The 23910-nt window shown below is 63.0% G+C and carries 24 protein-coding genes; 19 read left to right on the top strand and 5 right to left on the bottom strand.

All coding sequences use genetic code 11. The annotated features are described in order from the left end of the window. The first annotated feature begins 1 nt into the window (after position 1). The 6 genes from EK23_RS06545 (at position 2) to EK23_RS21570 (ending at position 6450) form a co-directional block, all read left to right on the top strand. Entirely contained in the window at positions 2-1924 is a 1923-nt protein-coding gene (locus EK23_RS06545) for a cytochrome c/ABC transporter substrate-binding protein (RefSeq protein ID WP_145998577.1), read from the top strand. A gap of 60 nt (positions 1925-1984) precedes the next feature. After that, positions 1985-2644 carry an FKBP-type peptidyl-prolyl cis-trans isomerase gene (locus EK23_RS21575; RefSeq protein ID WP_052807990.1) on the top strand — a complete coding sequence of 220 codons (660 nt, stop codon included), beginning with the start codon at positions 1985-1987 and terminating at the stop codon, positions 2642-2644. Between the two features lie 288 nt (positions 2645-2932). Continuing rightward, the gene (locus EK23_RS06535; RefSeq protein WP_052807989.1) at positions 2933-3625 is read left to right on the top strand and encodes an FKBP-type peptidyl-prolyl cis-trans isomerase; all 693 of its coding nucleotides are present in this window, start codon (positions 2933-2935) and stop codon (positions 3623-3625) included. 223 nt (positions 3626-3848) lie between these two features. Next, on the top strand, positions 3849-4337 hold the full coding sequence (locus tag EK23_RS06530) for an SCO family protein (RefSeq protein WP_200892104.1): 489 nt from the start codon (positions 3849-3851) through the stop codon (positions 4335-4337). Between the two features lie 67 nt (positions 4338-4404). Beyond that, on the top strand, positions 4405-5490 hold the full coding sequence (locus tag EK23_RS06525; RefSeq protein WP_045224530.1) for an AI-2E family transporter: 1086 nt from the start codon (positions 4405-4407) through the stop codon (positions 5488-5490). Between the two features lie 69 nt (positions 5491-5559). After that, complete coding sequence (locus EK23_RS21570) at positions 5560-6450, top strand: META domain-containing protein (protein WP_052807987.1); 891 nt, start codon at positions 5560-5562, stop codon at positions 6448-6450. A 192-nt stretch (positions 6451-6642) separates the two neighbouring features. Here EK23_RS21570 and EK23_RS06515 read toward each other — a convergent pair whose 3' ends face one another. Together EK23_RS06515 and EK23_RS06510 are read right to left on the bottom strand one after the other, a co-directional pair. Next, a complete protein-coding gene (locus tag EK23_RS06515; RefSeq protein ID WP_045224529.1) occupies positions 6643-7467 on the bottom strand; it encodes an undecaprenyl-diphosphate phosphatase in 825 nt (274 codons plus the stop codon). Positions 7468-7592: 125 nt separating this feature from the next. Continuing rightward, a complete protein-coding gene (locus EK23_RS06510; protein WP_045224528.1) occupies positions 7593-8327 on the bottom strand; it encodes a rhomboid family intramembrane serine protease in 735 nt (244 codons plus the stop codon). A gap of 156 nt (positions 8328-8483) precedes the next feature. On the opposite strand from EK23_RS06510, the gene EK23_RS21565 reads away from it, so the two are divergent. Then, the gene (locus tag EK23_RS21565) at positions 8484-9959 is read left to right on the top strand and encodes a diguanylate cyclase domain-containing protein (protein ID WP_052807986.1); all 1476 of its coding nucleotides are present in this window, start codon (positions 8484-8486) and stop codon (positions 9957-9959) included. Positions 9960-9975: 16 nt separating this feature from the next. Here the strand turns inward: EK23_RS21565 and cysE are convergent, their stop codons facing one another. After that, complete coding sequence (gene cysE, locus EK23_RS06500) at positions 9976-10743, bottom strand: serine O-acetyltransferase (protein WP_045224527.1); 768 nt, start codon at positions 10741-10743, stop codon at positions 9976-9978. Then, positions 10737-11468, bottom strand: coding sequence for an RNA methyltransferase (locus tag EK23_RS06495; RefSeq protein ID WP_045224526.1), 732 nt, complete (start codon positions 11466-11468; stop codon positions 10737-10739). Before EK23_RS06495 ends, cysE begins: the two co-directional genes overlap by 7 nt. Positions 11469-11560: 92 nt before the next feature. On the opposite strand from EK23_RS06495, the gene EK23_RS06490 reads away from it, so the two are divergent. From EK23_RS06490 to EK23_RS06480, 3 genes are all read left to right on the top strand, one after another. Next, on the top strand, positions 11561-12391 hold the full coding sequence (locus EK23_RS06490) for an inositol monophosphatase family protein (protein ID WP_045224525.1): 831 nt from the start codon (positions 11561-11563) through the stop codon (positions 12389-12391). A 55-nt stretch (positions 12392-12446) separates the two neighbouring features. Beyond that, entirely contained in the window at positions 12447-14003 is a 1557-nt protein-coding gene (locus EK23_RS06485) for a phytoene desaturase family protein (protein ID WP_045224524.1), read from the top strand. 408 nt (positions 14004-14411) lie between these two features. Beyond that, positions 14412-15413 carry a VPLPA-CTERM sorting domain-containing protein gene (locus EK23_RS06480; RefSeq protein WP_158002458.1) on the top strand — a complete coding sequence of 334 codons (1002 nt, stop codon included), beginning with the start codon at positions 14412-14414 and terminating at the stop codon, positions 15411-15413. Between the two features lie 137 nt (positions 15414-15550). Here EK23_RS06480 and EK23_RS06475 read toward each other — a convergent pair whose 3' ends face one another. Beyond that, positions 15551-16867: an AMP-binding protein gene (locus tag EK23_RS06475; RefSeq protein ID WP_235281936.1), complete on the bottom strand. Its 1317-nt coding sequence runs from the start codon at positions 16865-16867 to the stop codon at positions 15551-15553. Between the two features lie 105 nt (positions 16868-16972). On the opposite strand from EK23_RS06475, the gene EK23_RS06470 reads away from it, so the two are divergent. The 9 genes from EK23_RS06470 to EK23_RS06430 are packed head-to-tail and all read left to right on the top strand — an operon-like array spanning position 16973 to position 23881. Beyond that, a complete protein-coding gene (locus EK23_RS06470) occupies positions 16973-18205 on the top strand; it encodes an NAD(P)/FAD-dependent oxidoreductase (RefSeq protein ID WP_045224522.1) in 1233 nt (410 codons plus the stop codon). A gap of 30 nt (positions 18206-18235) precedes the next feature. After that, the gene (locus EK23_RS06465; protein ID WP_045224521.1) at positions 18236-19399 is read left to right on the top strand and encodes a beta-ketoacyl-ACP synthase; all 1164 of its coding nucleotides are present in this window, start codon (positions 18236-18238) and stop codon (positions 19397-19399) included. Further along, positions 19371-19868, top strand: a complete 498-nt coding sequence (locus EK23_RS06460; RefSeq protein WP_052807984.1) for a hotdog family protein — start codon at positions 19371-19373, stop codon at positions 19866-19868. Before EK23_RS06465 ends, EK23_RS06460 begins: the two co-directional genes overlap by 29 nt. Further along, the gene (locus tag EK23_RS06455) at positions 19865-20593 is read left to right on the top strand and encodes a 3-ketoacyl-ACP reductase FabG2 (protein WP_045224520.1); all 729 of its coding nucleotides are present in this window, start codon (positions 19865-19867) and stop codon (positions 20591-20593) included. The genes EK23_RS06460 and EK23_RS06455 overlap by 4 nt, the downstream gene beginning before the upstream one ends. Then, a complete protein-coding gene (locus EK23_RS06450) occupies positions 20587-21825 on the top strand; it encodes a beta-ketoacyl-ACP synthase (protein WP_082053994.1) in 1239 nt (412 codons plus the stop codon). The genes EK23_RS06455 and EK23_RS06450 overlap by 7 nt, the downstream gene beginning before the upstream one ends. A 12-nt stretch (positions 21826-21837) precedes the next feature. Beyond that, positions 21838-22611 (top strand): beta-ketoacyl synthase chain length factor, encoded by a 774-nt coding sequence (locus tag EK23_RS06445; protein ID WP_052807983.1) that lies wholly within the window; start codon positions 21838-21840, stop codon positions 22609-22611. Next, positions 22604-23380, top strand: a complete 777-nt coding sequence (locus tag EK23_RS06440) for a lysophospholipid acyltransferase family protein (RefSeq protein ID WP_045224518.1) — start codon at positions 22604-22606, stop codon at positions 23378-23380. The genes EK23_RS06445 and EK23_RS06440 overlap by 8 nt, the downstream gene beginning before the upstream one ends. Continuing rightward, complete coding sequence (locus EK23_RS06435) at positions 23367-23636, top strand: phosphopantetheine-binding protein (protein ID WP_045224517.1); 270 nt, start codon at positions 23367-23369, stop codon at positions 23634-23636. The genes EK23_RS06440 and EK23_RS06435 overlap by 14 nt, the downstream gene beginning before the upstream one ends. Beyond that, the gene (locus EK23_RS06430) at positions 23633-23881 is read left to right on the top strand and encodes an acyl carrier protein (protein ID WP_045224516.1); all 249 of its coding nucleotides are present in this window, start codon (positions 23633-23635) and stop codon (positions 23879-23881) included. The genes EK23_RS06435 and EK23_RS06430 overlap by 4 nt, the downstream gene beginning before the upstream one ends. Positions 23882-23910: the final 29 nt, after the last annotated feature.

The raw sequence follows: 23910 nt of genomic DNA, 5'->3' as shown, positions 1-23910 counted from the left end.
CATGGGTACGCTAGCCGCAAGGATCTGGACCTGCCTCATTTTGCTCTGCCAGGAGGCAGTCGCCGGCCCGGAGGAAGCGCGATCCATGGCACAACCTGTTGCTCCTACAGTAAATCCAGCGGCGCAGATCCCCTCTAACGCTTTGGCAGAATCGACTTTTGGCGAGGCCCCGCCCGGCGGCGATAGCATGCTGATCCCTGCTGGAAGTCAGGAGGATGTGGCGATAGGGGAACGAATCTACCGCAAAGGTATCGGTGCAAACGGAAAGCCCATCATGGGAGTGCGCTTTGGTGGTATCGAGGCTGAAGGCGCTGATATTGCTTGCGAGTCCTGCCACCGACGCAGCGGACTTGGGTCGGTGGAGGGGCAGGAGAGGGTGCTTCCTATCGCCGGGCGGTTCCTCTTCGGCACCGACGGTCGTGTGGTTGTGAACATGAATGCGAGAAACCTCAAGGGGTTCAATGTCAGTCACGACGGCTACACGCTCGACTCGTTCGCCGAGGTGATGCGGACAGGCAAATCGATCAGCGGGACTGAACTCGGGCCCATCATGCCCCGTTATCAGCTTTCAGACTCCGATATGAAAGGCCTGGCCGCTTATCTTCGAAATCTGTCGAAAGATTGGTCGCCCGGAGTCACTCGGGCTCGAATCCGGTTTGCGACGGTTGTTACGCCGGAGGTTAGCCCGCAACGCCGCAGCGCTTTTCTGGATACCATCCGCGCCACGGTCTCTCAGCGCAACGGCAATGTCGTGGGCAAAGGCCAACGAACCATGAACGCCGCTGAATTCATGCTGCACACGGATCGAGCCTGGGATCTGGACGTCTGGGAACTTCAGGGGCCGCCCGACATATGGGGCAAGCAGCTGGACGAGCATATGCAGGCGCAGCCGGTGTTTGCGCTGGTTTCGGGTCTGGGTGAAGGAACCTGGGCGCCGGTGCATCAATTCTGCGAAAGCCGGCAAGTGGCCTGCTGGTTCCCGAGCGTCGATGTTCCGCCGCAAACGGCGGACAAGGATTTCTATTCGGCTTATTTCTCCCAAGGCGTCGCGCTGGAGGCGCGCGTGTTGGCCAAGTACTTGAAGCAGGCCAAGAAGCTACCCAAGCGCTTGATTCAAGTTGAAACAGAGACGGCGGCCAGCACTGCAGGGGCGGAGGCACTTCAAAAGGCGCTGGCCGAAGCCAAATTGAAAGTCAGAGTGGAAAATCGGGTTCTCAAGTCGAAAGACAAAAAGGAGTTTGATCGTGTTCTTAAAGGGATCGGCAGCCAAGATGCCGTCATGCTCTGGCTGCATCCGGACGATTTGGCCGCGGCGTCGGGACTCAACCCGCCCGCTGCGCCGATCTATGTTTCGCGTTACATGATCGACAGCGACAAGGTGCCACTTGATGGCAAGTGGCTGAAAAACGTTCGGATGCTGTATCCGTTTCAGTTGCCTGAGCAGCGGAAGGCGAGCCTGGCTTACTTTAACGCCTGGCTAAGTATGCGCAAATTGCCGCTGGTCGATGAAGCCATGCAATCGGAAGTTTTCTTCGCCATGAGTTTTTTGGCAGACAGCCTGATGGAGATGCTCGACAACGTGCATCGCGACTACCTCATGGAGAAGGCCGAGAACATGCTGAGCCAGCGTGAGGGTTCCAAAGCAGAAGAAGAATCCCGGGATGTCAATTTCATTCGACTCCAGCCCGGCGGCACGATTCCGGATGCCAACTCCCGCTTTGCGGCTGGGCAGATCAAGCGAATTCCGCGCCATATTCCGGGTGCCAAACTGAGCGAGTCAGGAAAAAAGGAGAGTACGACGGCATATCCGCGCTTAGGGCTCGCGCCGGGGCAGCGCTTTGCATCCAAGGGTGCCTATGTGGTGCGCATCGCTGACGTGCCTGATGCCACCTTGGTGGTCGACTCCGATTGGATCGTGCCCTGACGGGCGTGTGGCCACTTACTTTCTTCTATCAAAATTTTTGCGTAGCCGACGGAGGCTTCAATGTCGAACAATTTCATTCGAACGGGTTTTCTTGTGACTTGGGTAATGATCGTTGCTAACCCTTTGCTTGCCGGCATTGCATGTGCCGACGAAATCCTCCCCGTTCCCCGCACCGTGAAGGGAGCGCAGGAGCGAGTCGAAGAGGAGGTGGTGGATATGAAGCCAACGGCCGCGATGGATTTGAGCAAACAGCAGTCCCGTGTATGGAAGCAGGCCCTCGTGACCAACATGCGAGCCAGCATGATGTTCCTGGAGCAGAACAAGGCATTGCCCGGGGTTCGAACCCTTAAGAGTGGTGTTCAGGTCCGGACTCTTGAGCCAAGCGACGGTCCAAAGCCGGCGAAAGGCACAAAAGCTGTAACCTTGAAATACACAGGAAAGCTGATCGATGGTACCAAGTTTGCGAGTTCCGCCGGCAATGGCCAGGATGCAAGCCTGCTGCAACTGAAGTCCATGACGCCGGGATTTCGGATAGGCATTAAAACCATGAAGATAGGCTCCAAGGCGCAGATTGTCGTTCCGCCGGATCAAGGTTTTGGTGATTCTGGATTCCTACCGGTCGTGGGTCCTGGCGCGGTTCTGGTTTACGAGGTTGAGTTACTCGGTACTGAGCCTGCTCCCCAGGCTGCCGATACCCCGGCGCAACCAGAGGGCCAATAAGCTTCGCCTTGTTCTGGGGTCGGAGTGGTCATTCGCGGGGCAAACACTGCAAATCCGAATACGGCTAGCGGGCCAGCATAGTAAGCATTCGGTGAATTCCTAAAATACGGGGAGCCTCACTTATTGCTAGCAAGTAAAAGGCCTTTTGCAGATTTTAAGGTTTTCAACAATCTTTGTGATTTATGCAGGGTGTAACTCTTATTGGTGACACCGCAATAGGGGGTATTGTTAAAATGCAAAAGATAAGATTTAGGCTTACATCAAAGCTATTTTTCCATCAGAGTTATTATGTCCCGCAAATCGTTCGTTTCTGTTCTCGTGGCCGCCACACTCTCATTCTCGGGATCCCTGCCGGGGTCGCAGATTGAGCTCAAATCCGAAAAGGAGCGCGCCAGCTATGCTGCGGGTTTCGATACAATTCGTACGCTCAAGAAGCACAATATCCCACTGGATCTGGATAGCCTGATTAGAGGTCTCCGGGATGCGGCTGCGGACAGAAAGCCGGCGCTGAATGACGGAGAGTTGAACGCCGTTCTGAGTCATCTTCAGGCAGATATGCGGCGAGGCAAGGCCGCACAGCATCGTGAACTCGCGGCAAAAAATCGAAATCGCGGGAATGCGTTCCTGGCCGAATTCAAAAGGCAGGAAGGGGTCAAGTCCTTACCTAATGGGGTGCTCTATCAGGTGCTGAAGGCCGGCAATGGAAAAAGGCCGGCCGAGTCGGATAGCGTGGAAGTCCTGTACCGCGGCACGACCCTGGATGGCAAACAATTCGACGCCACCCCTCCCGGCAAGACCACTATCATGAGCATGAACCAGGCTATCGTGGGCTGGCGCGACGCGCTCAAACAGATGCCCGTGGGGTCGCGCTGGAAGATCGTCATTCCTTACCTCATCGCCTACGGGGAGCGCGGTGTTGGCGACGTCATCGGTCCGAACGAGACACTTGTTTTCGAAGTCGAACTGGTGAGTATTCAATGATCGTTTGTCACACCAAGGCGGTGTGTTCGTGACCGGCGGCGCACGGTTCAGAATCAATAACGAGGCGAGGCATCCACCGCCGACTGGCGGCCAAATTTTACGATTCGACAGGGTGAAGAAAATGGCTCAATGGTTTAGAAGCGGGTGTCTGGCATTTGCATTGATGGTCTTGCACGGAACCGCGATAGCGGCTCCATCTCCCGCACCTGCAGCGTCTGGGGCTGTGAGGACGGAGGTTGATTACACGATTCCGGACGTGATGGTGGTGCGGGAGGACGGGAAAAAGGTGTCCTTCCGCAAGGAACTGGATGACGGCCGGCCGGTGATGGTCAATTTCATCTTTGCCACCTGCTCGGCCATCTGCCCGGCGCTCAGCCACGTATTTGCCAAGGTGCAGAGCAAGCTGGGGGACAACGCCAAGAAAGTCCACATGGTTTCCGTGTCCATCGACCCGGAACACGATACGCCGGAGAAACTGCGCGAATACGCCGCCAAGTTCAAGGCCGGGCCGCAATGGAACCACTACACCGGTACCCTGGAAAGCAGCGTCGCCATCCAGAAGTCTTTCAACGCCTATCGGGGCGACAAGATGAACCATACGCCCCTGACGATTATCCGTGTTGCGCCGGGAAAACCATGGGTGCGCCTGGACGGATTCGCCAAGCCGGATGAGCTGATCGCTGAAGTGCAGGGCAGGGCACCGGCACGCTGAGCGGCCGGCCTCTGCTTGACGAAATATCCTGAACCTGTAGGCTGAACCGCTCAATTGGGGGGGCTCGATGGCAGAGACGCAAGATAAGTTTCTCGAGCGGACGACCGGGTTGCTGGTTCTGGCCCTGGTGTTTGCCGCCTGCATTCGGATCATCTGGCCCTTTCTCGGTGCCATCATCTGGTCGGCCATCATCGTGGTAGCTACCTGGCCTCTGTATGAGCGCCTGCAGCGACGCTTCCCGGCACACCCAAAGCTGCCCACCGGCCTGATGACCGCCGGATTGGCCGTCGTCCTGCTGGGTCCCGTGCTGTTGCTGACGCTTTCACTCTCGGAGCATATCGAGTCCGCCTCGAAGCTGTTGGGGGATCTCACTCAGGTCAAGCTCGCGTCTGAGCCTCCGGCCTGGGTGGCGGATGTGCCCGTGATCAGTGACAAGCTCACCGCGCTGTGGCACCGCGCCACCACCGACATGGAAGGCTTGGCCGCCAGCCTGCGGCCGCAGATCGGCGGCGCGGCGCGCTGGCTCCTGGCCAAGGGGGCGGGCCTGGGCCTTGCCGTGCTGGAACTCCTTTTGGTACTTTTGATTTCGGCGCTGCTCTACGGCAGCGGCGAGACCCTTGCCGATTACCTGCGCAACTTCGCCGAGCGCTTGGGCGGCAGCCGCAGCCTGCATTCCCTCACCATCGCCACGCAGACCATCCGCGGCGTTTCCCTGGGCGTTATCGGCACCGCCGCCATCCAGGCGGGCTTGAGCGCCATCGGCTTCTGGCTCGCCAGCGTGCCCGGCTGGGTGCTTTTGTCCTGCATCTGCTTCGTCAGCGCCCTGCTGCAGATCGGCACCGGCCTGGTGTGGTTACCCGTCGCCGCCTGGCTGTTCTATCAGGATGCGCATGGCTGGGCGGTTTTCACCGTGGTCTGGGGCATCGTCATCAACACCATCGACAATTTCATCAAACCTTATCTGATCAGCCAGGGCAGCGGCTTGCCTCTGGCGCTGATTTTCATGGGCGTGCTCGGCGGTTTGCTGACCTGGGGTTTCATCGGCATTTTCCTGGGGCCGACCCTACTCGCCACCGGTTACACCCTGCTGAAGTCGTGGCTGGAGCAGAAGAGCGCCGCGAGCCCCGCGCGGGCCGTGGCAAACGAGTTGTGAAACGGTTCGCGCGGAGTCCGGCACGCGGCGGGCCGAACGCTTTTGGTTTTCCGGTAGGAGGATTCACCGATGATGCAAGCAAGACGCTGGGTGCGGACCGGCCTGATGGCCGCGTACTGCCTTTCGATTTTCGCTGATGGACAGGCGCAGGGGGTGACCGCGCTGCCACTGGAGGGTTTCAAGAACCTGGAATTTGTGGGCATCGAGAAGGAGCCCATCAAGCTGAGCGAGGGCAGCTACAGCGGCGGTCCCCGCCTCAGCGTGAAACTTTCGGAGGAACTGGCCGCATCCGGCGACCTGAACGCCGATGGCATGCCGGAGACAGCGTTGTTGCTGACCAAGAGTGCGGGTGGCAGCAGCGAGCTGGTTTATCTGGCCATCGTGTCGCCGCAGCCGGATGGTCAGTTGAAGAACACCGCCACCGTGCTGCTGGGGGACCGTGTGCAGATTCGTGGCCTGGAACTGAAGCCGGGTGCCGTCGAAGTCGCGGCGGTGGTGGCTGGTCGCAAGGAACCGGCGTGCTGCCCGACCAACAAGGTGCTCAAGACCTTTCAATGGATGGGAACCGAGTTGCGCGAAGGGCCGGTGCAGGCTCAAGGCAGCCTTTCCTTGCAGGATCTGGAGGGAAAGACCTGGACACTGCAGCGCCTTGGACTGAAGGAGGCTCCGTTGAGCGGGCGCAGCGCCACCCTGATGGTGAAGGGCGAGAAGGTTGCGGGCAGCGGCGGCTGCAACCGCTACTTCTCCCGGCTAAAGGACAACGGGCCCGGACAGATCAGTTTCGGGCCGGTGGGCGCTACCAAGATGGCCTGCCCGGAAGCCCTGATGAAGCTGGAGCAGGCCTATTTTCAGAAGCTGGAAAAGGTCAAGGCCTTCGGCTATCACATGGGCAAACTGGCGCTCACCTATCCGGAGGCGAGTGGCACCGATGCCCTGGTGTTCGTGGCGGAGCCGCTCTGAACAGGCCCACAAGCCCGCCTGTCAATCGTGTCCGCGCCAAGCCGTTTCCGCCTCGCCTGACGCGGCCTGGCGCCGCGCCGAGACCTTCCTCCCACCACTGACCCGGCCATTTCAGGGCCGGGTCAGTTCAGTTCAGTTCAGTTCAGTTCAGTTCAGTTCAGTTCAGTTCAGTTCAGTTCAGTTCAGTTCAGTTCAGTTCTGCGACCACTCCACCAACCCGAAATGCGCGGTGATCAGCACCGCGAGCCCGAACACGATGCGATACCAGGCAAAGGCCGTGAAGTCGTGCCGGGTAATGTACTTAAGCAACCCTCGCACCGCCAGAAAGGCGCTGATGAAGGCGGTCACGAAGCCCACGGCGAACATGTCCAGATCATCCAGGGAGAGCAGGCCCCGGGTCTTGTAGAGGTCATACCCGGTGGCGGCGAACAGGGTGGGAATGGCGAGGAAGAACGAGAACTCGGTGGCCGCCTTGCGCGACAGCCCAAAGAACAGGCCGCCGACGATGGTGGCACCGGAACGCGAGGTGCCGGGAATCAGCGCCAAGGTCTGGGCGAAGCCCAATTTCAGGGCATCCTTCCAGGTGAGATCGTCCACTTCGTGAATGCGCACGGTGTGGGTGCGCCGCTCCGCCCAGATGATGATGAAGGCGCCGACGATGAAAGCCGTCGCAACCGCGATGGGGTTGAACAGATGGGCCTTCACCGCCTTGCCGAACAGAAGACCCAGCACCGCCGTGGGCAGGAAGGCGATCCCCAGGTTGAAGGCGAAGCGCTGGGCATCCGGGTCGCTGAGTAGGCCGCGCAGCACGCCCATCATCTTGGCGCGGTACTCCCAGCACACGGCGAGGATGGCGCCGGACTGGATGAAGACCTCGAACAGCTTGCCCTTTTCATCGTTGAAATGGAGCAGGTCGCCCACCAGGATCAGGTGGCCGGTGCTGGAGATGGGAAGGAATTCGGTGAGGCCTTCGACCAGGCCCAGGATGACGCTCTGAATCAATGCGTGGATGTCCATTATTCTCTCGGTTAGGCTGAAGCAGGCATCAGGCCCGCCCCGGCTATTCTAACAAGTCGTTGCGCTTCCATGCTGGCATGATCGGATTACAATGGGATGAATTGCCCGTGGCTGGCGGCATTTCCTCAGCGCAGGCCACGCGCCATGTGCTCGGCGTAGTAGTCTTCCCGCCGCATCGGCCCGGCGAGTAGGATGCCAGCAAGAAATCCCCCGATATGCGCCCAGAAGGCTACGCCGCCTCCCGCCCCGTGCAGGGCGGGCACGGCGCCTGCCAGCTGCAGGAAGAACCAGTAGCCCAGCATGGCGATGGCGGGCAGGGTCACCGTGGTGAAGAAGATGCCCAGAAAGATCAGGGTGACGACCCGTGCATGGGGATACAGCCGGGCATAGGCGCCCAGCACCCCGCCAATGGCTCCCGATGCACCCACCATGGGCACCAGAGCGCCGGGTTCGGTCATGATCTGGGCCGCCGCCGCGGCGAGGCCGCAGAGCAGGTAGAAAACGGCGAAACGCACCGGCCCCATGGCGTCCTCCACATTGTCGCCGAATATCCACAGGAACCACATATTGGAGATCAGGTGAAACCACCCACCGTGCAGGAACTGGTGGGTGATGAGTGTGGACATCGAGCCCTGCTCCAGTTGGCAGCCCAGCCCATTGCCCAGGGGAATGACGGTGCCGGCCGGGGCCAGATTGAGCAGGTCGCCAGGAATCAGGCCCCAGGAGCACAAGGATTGGGCCAGGTCGAGGTTACTGCCCAGCCCTTGCACGAAAGCCCAGGACAGCAGATTGAGGGCGATGATGGCAAAAGTAGCCAGCGCGAAGCGCACGGTGGGGTTCTCATCGCGGATCGGGAACATGCGGGGTCTCCAGGGCAGGGACTGTTCGCGGGAGGGGCGGGGCAAGCGTCCGCATAGTCTAAACCCGAACCCGTTGCCCTTCATGCGCCTTGCTCCGGATGCCTTTTCCGCGCGCTTTACCTACAATGGAAAGGCAGCCCTCAAGGAACCCACGACATGCGATATGCCATTGGTGCGACAGGATTCTTCGCCGGGTATATTCTGGCGGCCAGCTTTTGCGAGCGCTGGGCGGAATTCGACGCTTTAGGCATACGCCTGATCTGGCTGCCGGCAGGGGTCGCGGTGGCGGCTTTCATGGCCTTCGAATGGTGGGCCCTGTTTCTGGTGTGGCTCGCCGCCTTGTGCAACGCCTGGCCTTTGACTGAAGCTGGCGGCCTGGAGGCTCCGCTGACGCACGTCCTGATCGACACCGTCGGCGAGACGGCGCAGGCGGCCTTCATCTGGCGATTGTGGCGGAGCGATTTGCCCCATGGGCTGACCACGTCGGGCGACGTTCTGCGCCTGATCATACTGGCCTGTTTCGTGCCCGTGGTGGTGGGCGCGCTCGAAGCGGCCTTGAAGCTTCTGGCTGGCGACGAAATGATCTGGCGGCGTCTGCCTCTGGTGACCATGACCGGCGGCTTCGCCGATTGTCTTGGGATACTGACGGTCGTCCCCGGCTATGTGGCCTGGCGTGAAACGCGCGCCGTGGCGCGCTACGAATTCGGCTGGATCAGCCTGTACTTCGTGCCCATCCTCGTTTTGCTGTACTACGCCCAGCACGGCTACGCGGCCGCTGTGTTTCTCGCCATTCCCATCCTGTTCAGCCTCGCCATGCAACTCGGGCTGCGAGGTGAGTTGCTGGGCCAGGGACTGCTGTTTCTCGGGCTTGTCGTCGCCATGGCGCAGGGGCAAGGGCCATTCATCCATCCCGACCCCCTTCGCGCCTACGTCGATTTTCTGACCTTCATGCTGTCCCTGGGCCTGGCGGCCATGGGGATAGCCGCCACGCAGTCGCGCTTGTTGAGCGAGAATCTGGAATTGCGCAGCAGCTTGCGGGATCACAATGCCATGCTGGAAAAGACCGTGGCCGAACGCGAGTGGCTGCATCAGCAGGTGATGCATCGGGCTCACTGCGATGAACTCACCGGACTTCCCAACCGCGCCATGTTTTTCGATCGCCTCGAGCAGTCCATCATCCAGGCGCGTCGGCGCGGCACGCGCTTCGCGCTGTTCTTCATCGACCTGGACGGTTTCAAGCTGATCAACGATACCTGGGGGCACGAGGCCGGCGACTTCCTGCTGCGCCAGTTGGGTGAGCGCCTGCGCGGTTGCGTGCGCGAGTACGACACCATCGCGCGCATGGGCGGCGACGAGTTCACGGTCATCGTCAATGACATCAGCTTCCGGCGCAGTGCTGCCATCGTCGCCGACAAGGTCATTGCCAGTCTCGCCAAGCCATTTCTGTTACCTGAAGGGCCCAGTCAGGTGGGGGCCTCCATCGGCATCGCCATCTACCCGGACGATGGCGAGGAGGCGGAATTGCTGTTGAATCGCGCCGACTCGGCCATGTACGAGGTCAAACGGCAGGGCAAGAACCAGAGGCGGTTTTTCAGCGAAGACGCTGAAGCGGACGGAAGCGCGGCGCTTTGAGGCGGGCGGTGGGCGTTCAGTCCGAGGTGTCGTCCTTGCACTGGGCCAGTTGGCAGTGTTCCAGTTCCGGCAGGGGAGCGTCCTGCAGTTCCACGCCGTGGGCCAGCAGCGCCGCTTTCATGGCTTCCACCTGCTCGTCCAGCTTCTGGATGTGGTCGAGCATGTGGTTGATGGCGTGGGCCACCGGGTCGGGCATGTCCGAGGTCATGCCGTAGGCGTCGAATCCCACCTTGCTGGCGATGGCCTGCCGCTGCGCCTGCAGGGCCTCGCGGTCCGGGTTCACCAGGTGGCCGGGTATGCCCACCACGGTGGCGCCGGCCGGTACATTCTTGAGTACCACCGAGTTGGAACCGATGCGCGCGCCGTCCCCCACCTCGATGGGCCCCAGCACCTTGGCGCCCGCCCCGATGACCACGCCCTTGCCCAGGGTGGGATGGCGCTTGCCCTTCTTCCAGGTGGTGCCGCCCAGGGTGACGCTGTGGTAGAGGGTGCAGTCGTCGCCGATGACGGCGGTCTCGCCGATCACCACGCCCATGCCGTGGTCGATGAACAGCCGCCTGCCGATGGTGGCGCCGGGGTGGATCTCGATGCCGGTGAGCCAGCGCACCAGATAGGACAACAGCCGCGCCGGCCAGCGCAGGCCGAAGCGCCACAAGCGGTGATTCAAACGGTGCATCAGCACCGCGTGCACGCCCGGATAGGTGGTGAGGATTTCGAAATAGGACTGGGCCGCCGGGTCGCGCTCGAAGATGGAGCCGAATTCGTCTTTGAGTCGTTTCAGCATGTGCGTATTCCCAGACGGTGCTGGATGGTGGTCAGTATCCCGCGCAGGATATGGATGTCCGTTTTCTCCAGGGCGGCGCGGTTGAAGATCCGCCGCAGTCGGCGCAACAGCGCGGGGGATGACTTGCGCTCGTGCAGGAAGCCGATGTCGAACAGGGTCCTGATCAGATGGTCGTGGAAGGACTCCATTTCGGCGCCGGTGGCCAGATCCGGCATCGTCTCGGGCTTTGCCCCGGCAGCGCCCTGCGCCGCCTGGAACAGTTCGTAGGCCACCACCTGAACCGCTGCCGCCACGTTGAGGGAACTGAAGGCCGGGTTGCAGGGGATATGCAGCAGGTAATGGCAGCGCTCCAGTTCCTCGTTGGTGAGCCCGGCGTGTTCGCGCCCGAAGAGGATCGCGGTCTGGTGTTGACCTCCTTCCGCCGCCGTCATCTCGGCGCACTGGCGCGGGGTGAGTTCCGGCCAGGCGATGGTGCGCAGGCGCGCGCTGGCGCCGATGATGCGGTGACTGCCGGCGATGGCTTCGTCCAGGCTCTCGTAGACCTTGGCCGAGGCGAGTATGTCATCCGCTCCGGAGGCGCGCGAGCTGGCTTCCTCGCTGGGAAACAGCTTGGGATTCACCAGGGCCAGGTCGCTCAGGCCCATGTTCTTCATGGCACGGGCCGCGGCGCCGATGTTGCCCGGATGGGTGGTGGCCACCATCACGATGCGGATATTGGCAAGCACGCTGAACCTGATGCTCCGGAACCTAAGAAAAGGGCGTAAAATGGTATCAGATTTTGCTAACCTACACGGCTTTTTAACTTCCCGGTGCAATCATGGACCCAATGCTGAACATGGCGGTCCGCGCGGCGCGTGCCGCCGGCGACCTCATCATGCGCTACGTCGACCGCGTCGACTCACTCAAGGTCACGCCCAAGGGGCGCAATGACTTTGTCAGCGAAGTGGACCGGCAGGCGGAGCGCGAGATCGTCGCCATCCTGCACAAGGCCTATCCCGATCACGCCTTCCTGGGCGAGGAGGGCGGACGTCAGGGTCTGGCCCGCGGCGACTATGTCTGGGTCATCGATCCCCTGGATGGCACCACCAACTTCCTCCATGGTTTTCCCCAGTTCGCCGTGTCCATCGCCCTGCTGCACAAGGGGCGCATTGAGTGCGGCGTCATCTACGATCCCATGCGCCAGGAACTGTTCACCGCCAAGCGCGGCGGCGGCGCCACCCTGGAAAGCCGCCGTCTGCGCGTGACGCGCCAGAACGGCTTCAAGGGCGCATTGCTGGGTACCGGTTTCCCCTTCAAGGACCAGCGCCAGATGGATGCCTACCTCGCCATGTTCCGCGACTTGGCCAAGGACACCGCCGGCATCCGCCGCGCGGGTTCCGCCGCCCTGGACCTCGCCTACGTGGCGTGCGGTCGGCTCGACGGCTTCTGGGAGATCGGCCTCATGCCCTGGGACATGGCGGCGGGCATCCTGCTGATCCAGGAGGCGGGCGGCATCGTGACCGACTTCGAGAAGGGCGACAAATTCATGGAAACCGGTAATGTGCTCACCGCCAATCCCCGCCTGCACGCCCTGATGTACGAGACCATCGCGCCTCATGTGACGGACGCCTTGCGTTTCAAGCTGCCGGTGGCGGCTGAACCGGAGTAGCCGCGGCGGGGTAACCCGTGGCGTAATCAGCGGCTAGAGGCGCAGAGGGAATTGCATGGGTGGCATCCACAAGGAATCGCGCCAGGAAGCCTACGACGTCATCATCGTCGGGGCCGGCATCGGCGGCCTCAGCACCGCCGTGCTGCTGGCCAAGGCGGGGCTGTCGGTGCTGGTCGTCGAGCGGCACACCCGCGCGGGTGGCTATGCCCATGGCTTCAGCCGCCGCCGCTTCCACTTCGATTCCGGCGTCCATCTGGTCAGCGGCTGCTCCGAATCCGGTTATCGGGGTGGCAGCGCCATCTGGAAGATCGCTTCGGCGGCGGGCATTGATGCGGGTGAGCTGTTCCGGCCCGTTCAGACCTATGCCAGCGCCTGCTTCCCGCACGGGGCCTTTCCTCTGAGTTCGGGCGAAGACGGCTGCGTGGCCGGCCTGGCGGAGCATTTCCCGGCTGAGGCCGACGGCATCAGGAATCTGCTGCGTCTGTGCCGGGATGTCAGCGAAGAGGTGATGCGGGCTGACGAAACCTTGCCCCAGGCGCAGGCGGCGGGCCTCGCGCCCAGCGAAGCGCTGGCGCAGCTGTTTCGCTACCGCCGAGCGACCCTCATGGCGGTGCTGGACGAACACCTAACCGACCCCTGCCTCAAGAGCGCCATCGCCAGCCTCTGGCCCTATCTCGGCCTGCCGCCCTCCCGTCTGTCCTTCGTAGCCTGGGCCACCATGATGGCGGGTTACACCTACGAGGGTGGTTATTACTGCCTTGGCAGCTTTCAGCGTTACGCCGATCGACTGGTCGAACGCATCGAGGCCCTGGGCGGCGAGGTGCTGCTGGGCAGCAGCGTGCGCCAGATCGGCGTGCAGCAGGGCAGGGTAAGCGGCGTGGTGCTGGAAAATGGCCAGATCATCCGCTCACGACGGGTCGTGTCCAATGCGGATGCCCGCCAGACCGCCGAACTGCTGATCGGCGAGCGCCATCTGCCCGAAGCCTACGGGGCGCAGATGGAGCGCCTGGTTCCCTCCTCATCCCTGTTCGTGGTGTATCTGGCTACGGACCTGGATCTGATGCCCTATGTTCGCGGCCACGAGTCCTTCCATTTCCATGGCATCGACCATGAGTCAAACAGCGCGATGCCAGGCGAAGGGCGTTTCAACTGGTTTTCCGCCACCGTCCCCAGCCTTTGCGACCCCGCTCTGGCCCCCGAGGGCTCCCATGTCATGCTCCTGACCACCTTGTGTTCCTTCGATCAGGCGGATTCCTGGCGGAGGCTCAAGCCCCTCTGCCAACAGGGCGTGCTGGCGATGGCGGAGCAACATTACCCGGGCCTGAACGCGCGACTGCTGCATGTCGAGTCAGGTACACCGCGCACCCTGGAGCGCTACACCCTCAATCACCGGGGCGCCGCCTATGGCTGGGCCAGCACGCCAAGCCAGGTGGGAGCCGGACGCCCGGCGGTCTCGGGCCCGTTGCCGGGCTTGTTCCAGGTGGGGCACTGGACCCGTCCCGGCGGTGGCGTGTCCGCCGTCAGCGTGTCCGCCATCCTGGCTGCGCAGGCGGTGTTGGGTGTCTCCCGTCAGGTGGATCTTTGGAGCCACCTCGGCGTCACTCCAGCCTGAAATTTCCTCGTCACGGCCAAACTGGCTTCGGGCGGGCGAAGACAATTCTGGTTTCATGCGTATCGACTTCTGGCGGCCTGACACAGGCCGCTATTGACGAGAGACGCATGGGTGGGTTTCAGGCAAATAACGTGGGGGTTCGCGGCAAATAACATGAATGCTTTCGTGGACAGTAAATACGTTGATTATTTTCAATTAGTTACATTCTGGCATGGGCTTGGCATAGGCAGAATTGCGTAGTCCGAATCCAGGTGTGCAGGAAGGCCTGAGGTGCCGATGAGTGTGCCGCCCGGGCAGGATGCTCGGGCCGAAGTCGGGTGGCGCGAATTGGGTGTTGCCAATCCACGGTGTGGCTTGGGAGCGCCCGGCATAACTCCAACATTCACGCACAGCCATGAGGAATTTGATATGCATAAAGGAACACACGTGTTGGCCAGAAGCATCGCCGTCGCCCTGGGCGGCGGCGCGCTTTTTCTGGGCGCCATCCCCGCAGCTTCGGCGGCCACCACCATGTACAACACCTACAAGACAGCGGTCCAGACGGCCACCGACGGTTGGGTTTACGGGTTCTGTACCACCTGCGCCAACAACAACCGGGCAATTGCGTACAATGCTGCCAATCCCCAGGCGTACACGGCGGGAGGCCAGTCCGGCGGCGGCTTCTACGGAACGGATCCCAGCAATCCCACCGCATACGCTTCCATCCTGCCCTTCGGCTATAAGGGCACTTCGCACTTGAATTGGGCCGCACATCTGACCAGTGTCGGCGACAGCGTCGAGATTTCGACAGCCGACGCTCAGGCCCGCTATGGCTATGCTGCGGAAATCGATACCGGCGGCGGTGCCTGGCGTGACGACGGCTCTTCGACCGGGGGGCTTCAGACCGGTTGGAAGCACCAGACTGACATTGGCCTCATCAAGTCGGACGTGACCCAGAGGGTCATCCTGAACCTGACCAATCTGTCCGAAGATCCCGCCATCTATAATCCGCGCTTCGGCATCACCGTGTTCGAGGGCATGGATACCAAGACCACGGCCTACGTGCACCACGGCTCCTGGAACAACACGGTGATCATTCCGGCCGGCCCCGGCGGCACGCCCCCTCAGCAATCCATCCACAACTACGACATGGACAACCCGTTTGGCACGGTCGGGCTGACCCACCTGGCCTACAGCGACAACGTAGATTCCACCCTGGCACATGCCTTTTCGTTCACGGCCGAAGCCGGCAAGGTGTATTCCATTTACCTGGGTGGCGTGGATTTCGGTGACTGGAACGATAAGCTGGCCGGCTACAAGCTGAACGTGGCCACCGCGCCTGTACCAGTGCCTGCAGCGGTATGGCTGTTCGGAACCGGGCTTGCCGGCATGGGTGTTTTCGGCAAGAGCAGGGTTGCGAAAGCCGCCTAAGGCGCAACCTGGCGGGACGGGTTGAACATGGCCGTCCCGCCATCCTTTCCTTGATTCAGTCAGACATCGGCGCCGCGATTTTCCGGCGTCGGCCACCCGGGAGTTCGCGCCCCCAAAGCCATTAGCGCTGGGTTCGCTCAGCCTTCGAGTCGCTCCAGCAAGGCATCCAGTTCCGCCTTCAGAATCTTTCCGGTGTGCTGGCGCGGCAGTGTCTCCACATAGTGAATGCGCTTGGGCAGAAAGACCGGATCGAGCACGGGCCGCAGGGCATTCCTGATTTCGCCGGGGTCGAGCGGGCTCACCACCACGGCATGGACTCTCGGCTCACAGCCGCCACTTTCACGGATGTAGCAAAGTCCGTCTTCCACGCCCGGTATCTCGGCCAGACGCCGGTTCAGCTCCGACAGGGACAGGCGCTTGCCGGCGATCTTCACCATGTCGGCGCTGCGGCCCAGCACCTGGAAGCGTCCATCTGCCTGAATGGCCAGCCGGTCGCTAAGCGCCACGCGCGAGGGCAGATGCTCCGCGCGCAGCCAGGCCGCGCCCGCTTCATCCAGTACCAGGTTTGCGCCCCTGTATGGGCGCCACAGCGATTCGCGCGCCGGGCGCCGGCTGGCGAAGGACAGGGTTTCGGTACTGCCGAAGATTTCCCTCACCTCGACGCCGGTCACGCGCTCCAGTTCCCGCGCCAGTTCCACGGAGAGGGGCGCGGTGGAGGAGACGATGCCGGCCAGGTTGTGCCAGGGACCGGCGGCTGCCGCCAGGGCTCGCAGGTGAACCGGTGTGGACACCAACAGCGCCGGCAGCGGCGCCTCCGCCACGGCGCGGCGGATGTCCTCCGGGAAGAAGGGACGGCCCCGGTGCATGATCAGGCGCGAGCACAAAGGCCAGAAGATGGAGGTCTCCAGTCCGTACATGTGCTGGGCTGGCGTCGTGGCGATCACCATCACGTTTCGCTCGATCAGTTCCAGGCTGGTCAGTGCCATGGCCGCGGACGTGATGAACGTGTCCAGGGTATGCGGGCAGGGGCTGGGACCCCCGGTCGAGCCCGAAGTGAAGGCGATGGCCGCGGTTTGCGAAGGTTCGAGGGCGGGTTCCGGGGCATGAGCCGCCGGTTCAGGCCGTTCCACCCTGAAGAGGGTGCAGCCAGCCTCGGACATTGGGCTGTCGCTGGCCGCGTAGGCGTCTGGGTACGCCGCAAGGATTTCCGTGAGCACGCCCGCCTGTCCGGAGGGCGGCAACAGGCAAACCTGCCGGCGCATCAACGCTGCCAGAAGCGTGAGCAGGAACGCATAGCGGTCTTCGCACAGGTTGAATACATGCGGCTTTGGCGGCAACTGAGCCGCCAGTGCGCGTGCCTCGGCCCACATCTGCCCACGACTGATCACCTCGCCTAGCTGGGCTATGGGCGCCGCAGGATTCGCCAGAACCGTGCTCTCCGGTCGTTCTGTCACGTGGAATCTGTCCTTGCCGAAAGCGTGTTTGCAGTTGTTGCGGCGCCGGCGGAGTCTTTAGAATGGCCCATCGGGTTGAATTTCTGAATCGCTCGCGGAGCGCACATGGTAATGGATGCGGACGTTTTGATCATCGGCGCGGGCCCTTCCGGCAGCCTGGCCGCCTGCATGCTGGCGGATCTGGGCTGCCGTGCGGTCATGCTGGAGCGGGAGCAGTTTCCGAGGTTTTCCATAGGCGAGAGCCTGCTGCCCCAGTGCATGGCTTTCATGGAGCAGGCCGGGGTGCTGGATGTGGTGGCTGCCGAGGGATTCCAGCCCAAGGACGGCGCGGCCTTTTCACTGGACGGCCGCCTGACGGAATTCGATTTCTCGCAGAAGTTCACGCCCGGCTGGGGCACGACCTACCAGGTGCCGCGCGCGCATTTCGACAAGGTACTGGCCGACGCCGCCGAGGCGCGCGGCGTTCCCATCCATTACCGGCACACGATTCTTGCTGCGGATTTTTCCATTCCGGGCGCGGCGCGGCTGACCACGGGCGATGCCAGCGGAAGCCAGCGCGACTGGCGCGCGCCTTTCGTGCTGGACGCCAGCGGCTTCGGGCGGGTGCTGCCGCGTCTTCTGGATCTGGAGACGCCGTCCAGCCTGCCGCCGCGGCAGGCGCTGTTCACCCACATCGAGGATCGCATAACCTGCGGCGATTATGACCGCAACAAGATCCTCATCGCCATCCATCCCCACCACCATGAAATCTGGTACTGGTTGATTCCTTTCAGCAACGGCCGCAGCTCCCTTGGCGTGGTGGTGCCGCAGGGCTTTCTGGACGGGCGGCCCGGGGAGCCGCTGGCCGTGCTGCGGGAGCTTGCCATGGAGGAGCCGCGTCTGCGCGAATTGCTGCCCGAAGCGCGCTTCGACACGCCGGCGGGCACCCTGGGCGGTTATTCCGCCAATTGCCGCCAACTCTTTGGCCAGGGCTACGCATTGCTGGGCAACGCCGGGGAGTTCCTGGACCCGGTGTTTTCATCCGGAGTGACTATCGCCATGAAGTCGGCATCTTTGGCGGTTCCGCTGGTGGCGCGCACGCTGAGCGGCGAGCCGGTGGACTGGCTGGAGGACTATGAGCGGCCCCTGAGGCAGGGTATCGACGTGTTTAAGTCCTATGTGACCGCCTGGTACGAGGGGGGCTTCCAGCGCATCATCTTCGAGGAGCACCAGTTGGCCAGCGTCAAGTCCATGATCTGCTCCATCCTGGCTGGTTTCGCCTGGGATGAAAGCAACCCGTTCACCCAGCGCTGCGACAAGCGCCTGGAGGCATTGGCGCAACTGTGTCCCGGCCTTTGACAGCCATGGCGGGACAGCTCCGGAGCGCCCGTGTTCCTGCATGACCTCGGCATCGTCTGTTCCCTGGGGGCAGGCAAGCCCAGCGTGCTGGCCGGGCTGCTGCAGGACGCCTGGCCGCAGCCAAGTCCCTGGCGGGACCTGGGCATTCCGGCTTTCGCGGTGGACGCCGAATTGCCGGTGGTGCCAGAGGGCCTGCAGCGATTTGACTGCCGCAACAACCGACTGCTGCTGGCGGCCCTGCAGCAGCTTCAGCCGACTCTGGAGCCGCTGCTGGCGCGGGTGGAGCCAGGTCGCGTGGGCGTGGTGGTGGGAACCAGCACCTCGGGCATCGACGAGGGTGAACAGGCCATCGATTCGCTGCAGCGCGGCGCGGGCCTGCCGGAGCGCTACCACTACCGGCAGCAGGAATTGGGCGGTGCGGCGGATTTTCTCGCCGGCTGCCTGGGCGCGGCCGGGCCGGTGTTGACCGTCTCCACCAGTTGCTCTTCATCGGCCAATGCCCTGGCCAGCGCCCGCCGCCTCTTGCGCCTGGGAGTCTGCGATCTGGTGGTTGCCGGTGGCGCCGACGCGCTGTGCCGCACCACGCTGCAGGGGTTTTCCGCGCTGGGACTGATCAGCCGGGGCCGCTGCAACCCCTTCAGCCGCAACCGGGACGGCATCACCCTCGGGGAGGGGGCGGCACTCTTCGTCATGAGCCGCGAGCCCGCGCTGCTTGCCATGCTTGGCGTCGGTGCCGCTTCGGAGGCCTATCACATTTCCGCCCCGCGTCCCGATGGCCTTGGCGCCCGGGCCGCCATGGCCGCAGCGCTGGCCGATGCGGGCCTTGAACCCGGTCAGATCGATTACCTCAACCTGCATGGCACCGGCACGCCGCAGAATGACCAGATGGAGGCGCGGGCGGTGGCGGGGCTGTTTCCAAAGCCTCCCGCGGCCAGTTCCACCAAGGCGGTGACCGGGCATTGTCTGGGCGCGGCGGGCGCCATCGAAGCCGGCATCTGCTGGCTGCTGCTTTCGGATCTGAACCGCGATGGCCGCCTGCCGCCCCAGCGTTGGGACGGCGTGCCTGATCCGGCCCTGCCGGCCCTGAACCTGGCTGGTCTGGAAAACCGGCCCGCAAAACCACTACAATATTGTGCGAGTAATTCCTTCGCCTTCGGTGGCAACAATGTCTGCTTGGCCATCGGCCGAACCTGAATCTCCCGCAAGCCCGCCCATTCCCATCCCCGTCGGCGATCTGCTGCCCCATGCGGGCAATGTGGTCCTGCTCGACGCGTTGCTGGATGTCGGCCCAAGTCATGCGGTGGCGGAACTGACCGTGCGCGACGATGGGCTGTTCTCGCAGCCGGACGGCAGCGTGCCGGCCTGGGTCGGGCTGGAGTACATGGCCCAGACCGTGGCGGCGTTTTCCGGCTACTGGCGCCGGCAGCGCGGCCTGGGCGTGGACCTGGGCTTCCTGCTGGGCACCCGGCATTTCACCTGCAACGCCGGCAGTTTTCCTTGTGGGACGCGCCTACGGGTCCGCGCCGACAAGGTGATGGACGGCGTGAACGACATGTCGGTTTTCAACTGCCGGGTTCAGGGCGGGAGCCTGCATGCGGAATGCACGCTGAATGTCTATCTGCCCAGTGATTCCAGGGCATTTCTGGCGGGCAGGAGCGCGTGAGTCGGCAGACGGTTCTGGTGACCGGATCGAGCCGGGGCATCGGCAAGGCTATCGCGCTGCGCCTGGCGCGTGACGGCTACGACGTGGTGGTGCATTGCCGCGCGCGGCGGGACGAAGCCGAGCAGGTGGGCGCCGAAGCCGCGGCCCTGGGTGCTGATGCGCGGGTGTTGCAGTTCGACCTGGCCGACCGGCAGGCCTGCCGGGATGCGCTGGAGGCCGATATTCGCGACCACGGCGCCTACTATGGCGTGGTGTGTAACGCCGGCCTGGCGCGCGACAACGCATTTCCCGCGCTGTCCGAGGATGATTGGGACCAGGTTGTTCACAGCAACCTGGACGGTTTCTACAATGTCCTTTATCCCCTGGTCATGCCCATGATCCAGCGCCGCAAGCCGGGCCGCATCGTGACCCTGTCATCCGTCGCCGGCCTCATGGGCAATCGCGGACAGGTCAACTACAGCGCCGCCAAGGCTGGCATCATCGGCGCCAGCAAAGCCCTGGCGCTGGAATTGGCCAAGCGCAAGATTACCGTCAACTGTGTGGCCCCGGGCCTGATCGAAACCGACATGCTGGAAAACCTGCCCCTGGAGCAAGTCATCGAAACCATACCGGCCCGGCGCCTGGGCACCGCGGAGGAAGTGGCCGCCCTGGTGGCCTTTCTCATGTCGGAGGATGCCGGCTACATCACCCGTCAGGTCATTTCCGTCAATGGAGGCCTGTGTTGAATCGGCGTGTGGTGGTTACAGGGATGGCGGCCATTTCCCCGATCGGCAGCTCGTGGGAGGAGATTCGCGCCAGCCTTCAGGAGCGCCGCTCGGCCATCCGCTACATGGCGGATTGGGACAAGTACGAGGGGCTGATCACCCGCCTGGGCGCTCCGGTGGAGAAATTCGTCCTGCCGCCCCATTACGACCGCAAGACCACTCGCAGCATGGGGCGCGTATCGCTGCTGGCCTGCCGGGCCACCGAGCAGGCTCTGGAAGATGCCGGGCTGTTGGGCGATCCGGTACTGAGCGGGGGGCGGACCGGGGTGTCCTACGGTTCGTCCATCGGCTCCACGCCAGCGGTCGCCGACTTCGGATTCATGCTGCTGAACCATGACATCGGCAATCTGAACGCCAACACCTACATCAAGATGATGGGGCATACCACCACGGTCAACGTGGCACTTTTCTTCAAGGTGCGGGGACGGCTGATCCCTTCGGTCAGCGCCTGCACCTCGGGCAGCCAGGGTGTCGGCTTCGCCTACGAGGCCATCAAGTTCGGTCAGCAGGACGTGATGCTGGCCGGCGGCGCGGACGAACTGTGTCCCACCGAGGCGGCCATGTTCGATGCGCTGTATGCCGCCAGCACCCGCAATGAGGAGCCGCAACTGACGCCCAGGCCCTTCGACCGCGACCGCGACGGCCTGATCATCGGCGAGGGCGCCTGCACCCTGGTGCTGGAGGATTTGGAGCGCGCACTCGCCCGTGGGGCGCGGATTCACGCCGAGGTGGTGGGGTTCGGCACCAACGCCGACGGCAACCACATCACCCAGCCCAATGCAGACACCATGCAGGTCGCCATGCAGCTGGCGCTGAGCGATGCCGGCATCGGACCGGGCGACATCGGCTATGTCAGCGCCCACGGCACCGCCACCGAGCAGGGCGATATCGCCGAAAGCCGCGCGACCCAGGCGGTCTTCGGCCAGACGGTGCCCATCAGCAGCCTGAAGAGCTACACCGGGCATACCCTGGGCGCCTGCGGCTCGCTGGAGGCCATGGTGGCGATCCGCATGATGCAGGAGAGCGCCTTTCATCCGACCCTGAACCTCGACAACCTCGATCCCCGCTGTGCCGAGCTAGACTACGTCCGGGGGGGCATGCGCCGGATCGACACGGAATACGTGATGAGCAACAATTTCGCCTTTGGCGGCGTGAACACCTCGCTCATCTTCCGCCGCTGGAATGCATTCTGAGGGCAGCGGCCCGTGCGTGATCGCAGCGGTCCCGGCCCCGCGAGGCCCCTGAGCGAATGGGCCGGGGCGGGAGAAGCCGCCTTGAACTTCACCCTGGAGCGCTGGTGCCTGTGGCAGCCGGGCGTTGTAACGCCAGCCACAGCCTGGCCGGGCGGGGCCGTCGTGCCGGGCGGGAACGAGAAGGACGGCTTGGATTTTTTGCCCATGATGCAGCGGCGCAGGCTCTCGCCCCTGGCGCGGGCGGCCATGGCCGTGGCCTGGCGCTGCCGAGGGGATCTGCCGGCGATGCCCGCGGTTTTCTATTCCCGGCACGGGGAGAGCGGCAATTATCTCGAGATGCTGCAGGACCTGGCGGACCGGCAGGAACTGTCGCCCAGCCGTTTCAGCCTGTCGGTGCATAACGCCATTGCCGGTCTGTATAGCCTGTGCAGCGGGAGCGAGGCCGCCTGCGTCAGCCTGGCGGGCAGCGCGGACGACCTTTTCGCTGCATTTCTTGAAGCCGCCGGCCTGCTAGCCGAGTCCGGTTGTGCGCGGGTGCTGCTGGTGTTTTACGAACAACCGCTGCCCGAGGTGTACCGGGCTTTCGCGACGGGACCGGGCCGTGTCGTGGCCCTGGCCCTGGTTCTGGGCACGCCGGGAGACGGTCCGCGCTTGCGGTTGCTGCGGAAGCGGCCCGAGGTACCTGAGCCGGCCTGTCAGATCGAGCGCCTGTGTGAAGCCGTACTGCGGGGCGAGCGCCGTTCCGCGGCGGATGCGGCCTGGCAGTGGGAGCTTGCCGATGGCTGAGCGCTTCGATTACCTGTGGCGTCTGTGCGCCACAGGCTTCAGCTTTTTCGTGTTCGGGGCGGCGGGGATCGTTCTGTGGGTGGTCCTGTTTCCGCTGATCGAGCCCTTTCTGGGGCGCGGACCGGAAAAGAAGCGCCGCGCGCGTTATCTCATGTACTGGGTGTTCCGCGCCTATGTGGGGATGATGCGCAGCCTCCGTATCCTGAGCTACGAAGTGCAAGGCGCGGAGCGCCTGAACCGGCCGGGGCGGCTGATCGTGGCCAATCATCCCTCGCTCATCGACATCGTTTTCCTGGTCTCTTTCGTGCGCAATGCCACCTGCATCGTTAAGCCCGCGCTGGCGCGCAACCCTTTCATGCGGCCACCGATCCGGGCCATGGATTACATCTTCGCGGACGATGGTGAAACGCTGCTGGAGCGCTGCGCCGAGGAGTTGCGGGAAGGCTGCTCGCTGGTCGTGTTTCCCGAGGGCACCCGCACCACGCCCGACCAACCCATGACATTTCAGCGCGGTGCTGCCAATATAGCGCTCAAAGCGCGGGCCAAGATCCTCCCCGTGTATATCCACTGCCACCCGACGACCTTGACCAAGCACGAAAAATGGCACCAGATTCCCGCCCGAAGGGTGCATTTCCGCTTCTTCGTGGGGGATGAGATCGATGCCGCCGCATATGCAGATACTGCCGAGCGTTCCATCGCGTCCCGCAACCTGACCCGACATCTGCATCGCTATCTGCAGGAACAAGCCGCGGTCCATGCAAGCGCTTGAGCTGCATCTGAAGGAGCTGCTGATCCGGACCTTTGATCTGGAGGGCATGACGCCGGCGGATATCGATGCGGAAGCGCCGCTTTTCGGCGGCGGCCTCGGCCTGGATTCCATCGACGCGCTGGAGTTGGGGGTGGCCTTGCGCAAGCAGTTCCACATCCAGATCGACACCGATTCATCGGACCTGGTCCGTCACTTCGCCTCGGTGCGAAGCCTGGCCGGGTTCATCGCATTGCAACAGGAACTTCCACCCTCATGAAGAGCCGCGAAGACATTTTCGAAAGCCTGCAGCAGATGATCACCGACATGTTCGAGGTCGCGCCCGAAAAGATAACCCTGACCGCGAACCTGAACCAGGATCTCGACATCGATAGTATCGATGCCGTCGACCTCATGGTGCGGTTGCGCGAATTGACCGGCCGGCGCATCAATCCGGAGGATTTCAAGAGCGCGCGCACAGTCCAGGACGTGGTGGAAACCCTGTTCAAGATGTACAACGGCTGAATGCCGGCGCAACCGGAACGTCCGCCCAG

This window comes from Methyloterricola oryzae (assembly GCF_000934725.1).
In the GTDB taxonomy this organism is placed as follows: domain Bacteria; phylum Pseudomonadota; class Gammaproteobacteria; order Methylococcales; family Methylococcaceae; genus Methyloterricola; species Methyloterricola oryzae.
The sequence above is the reverse complement of the archived record's forward strand: the minus strand, read 5'-3'. Positions and strand labels throughout refer to the sequence as shown.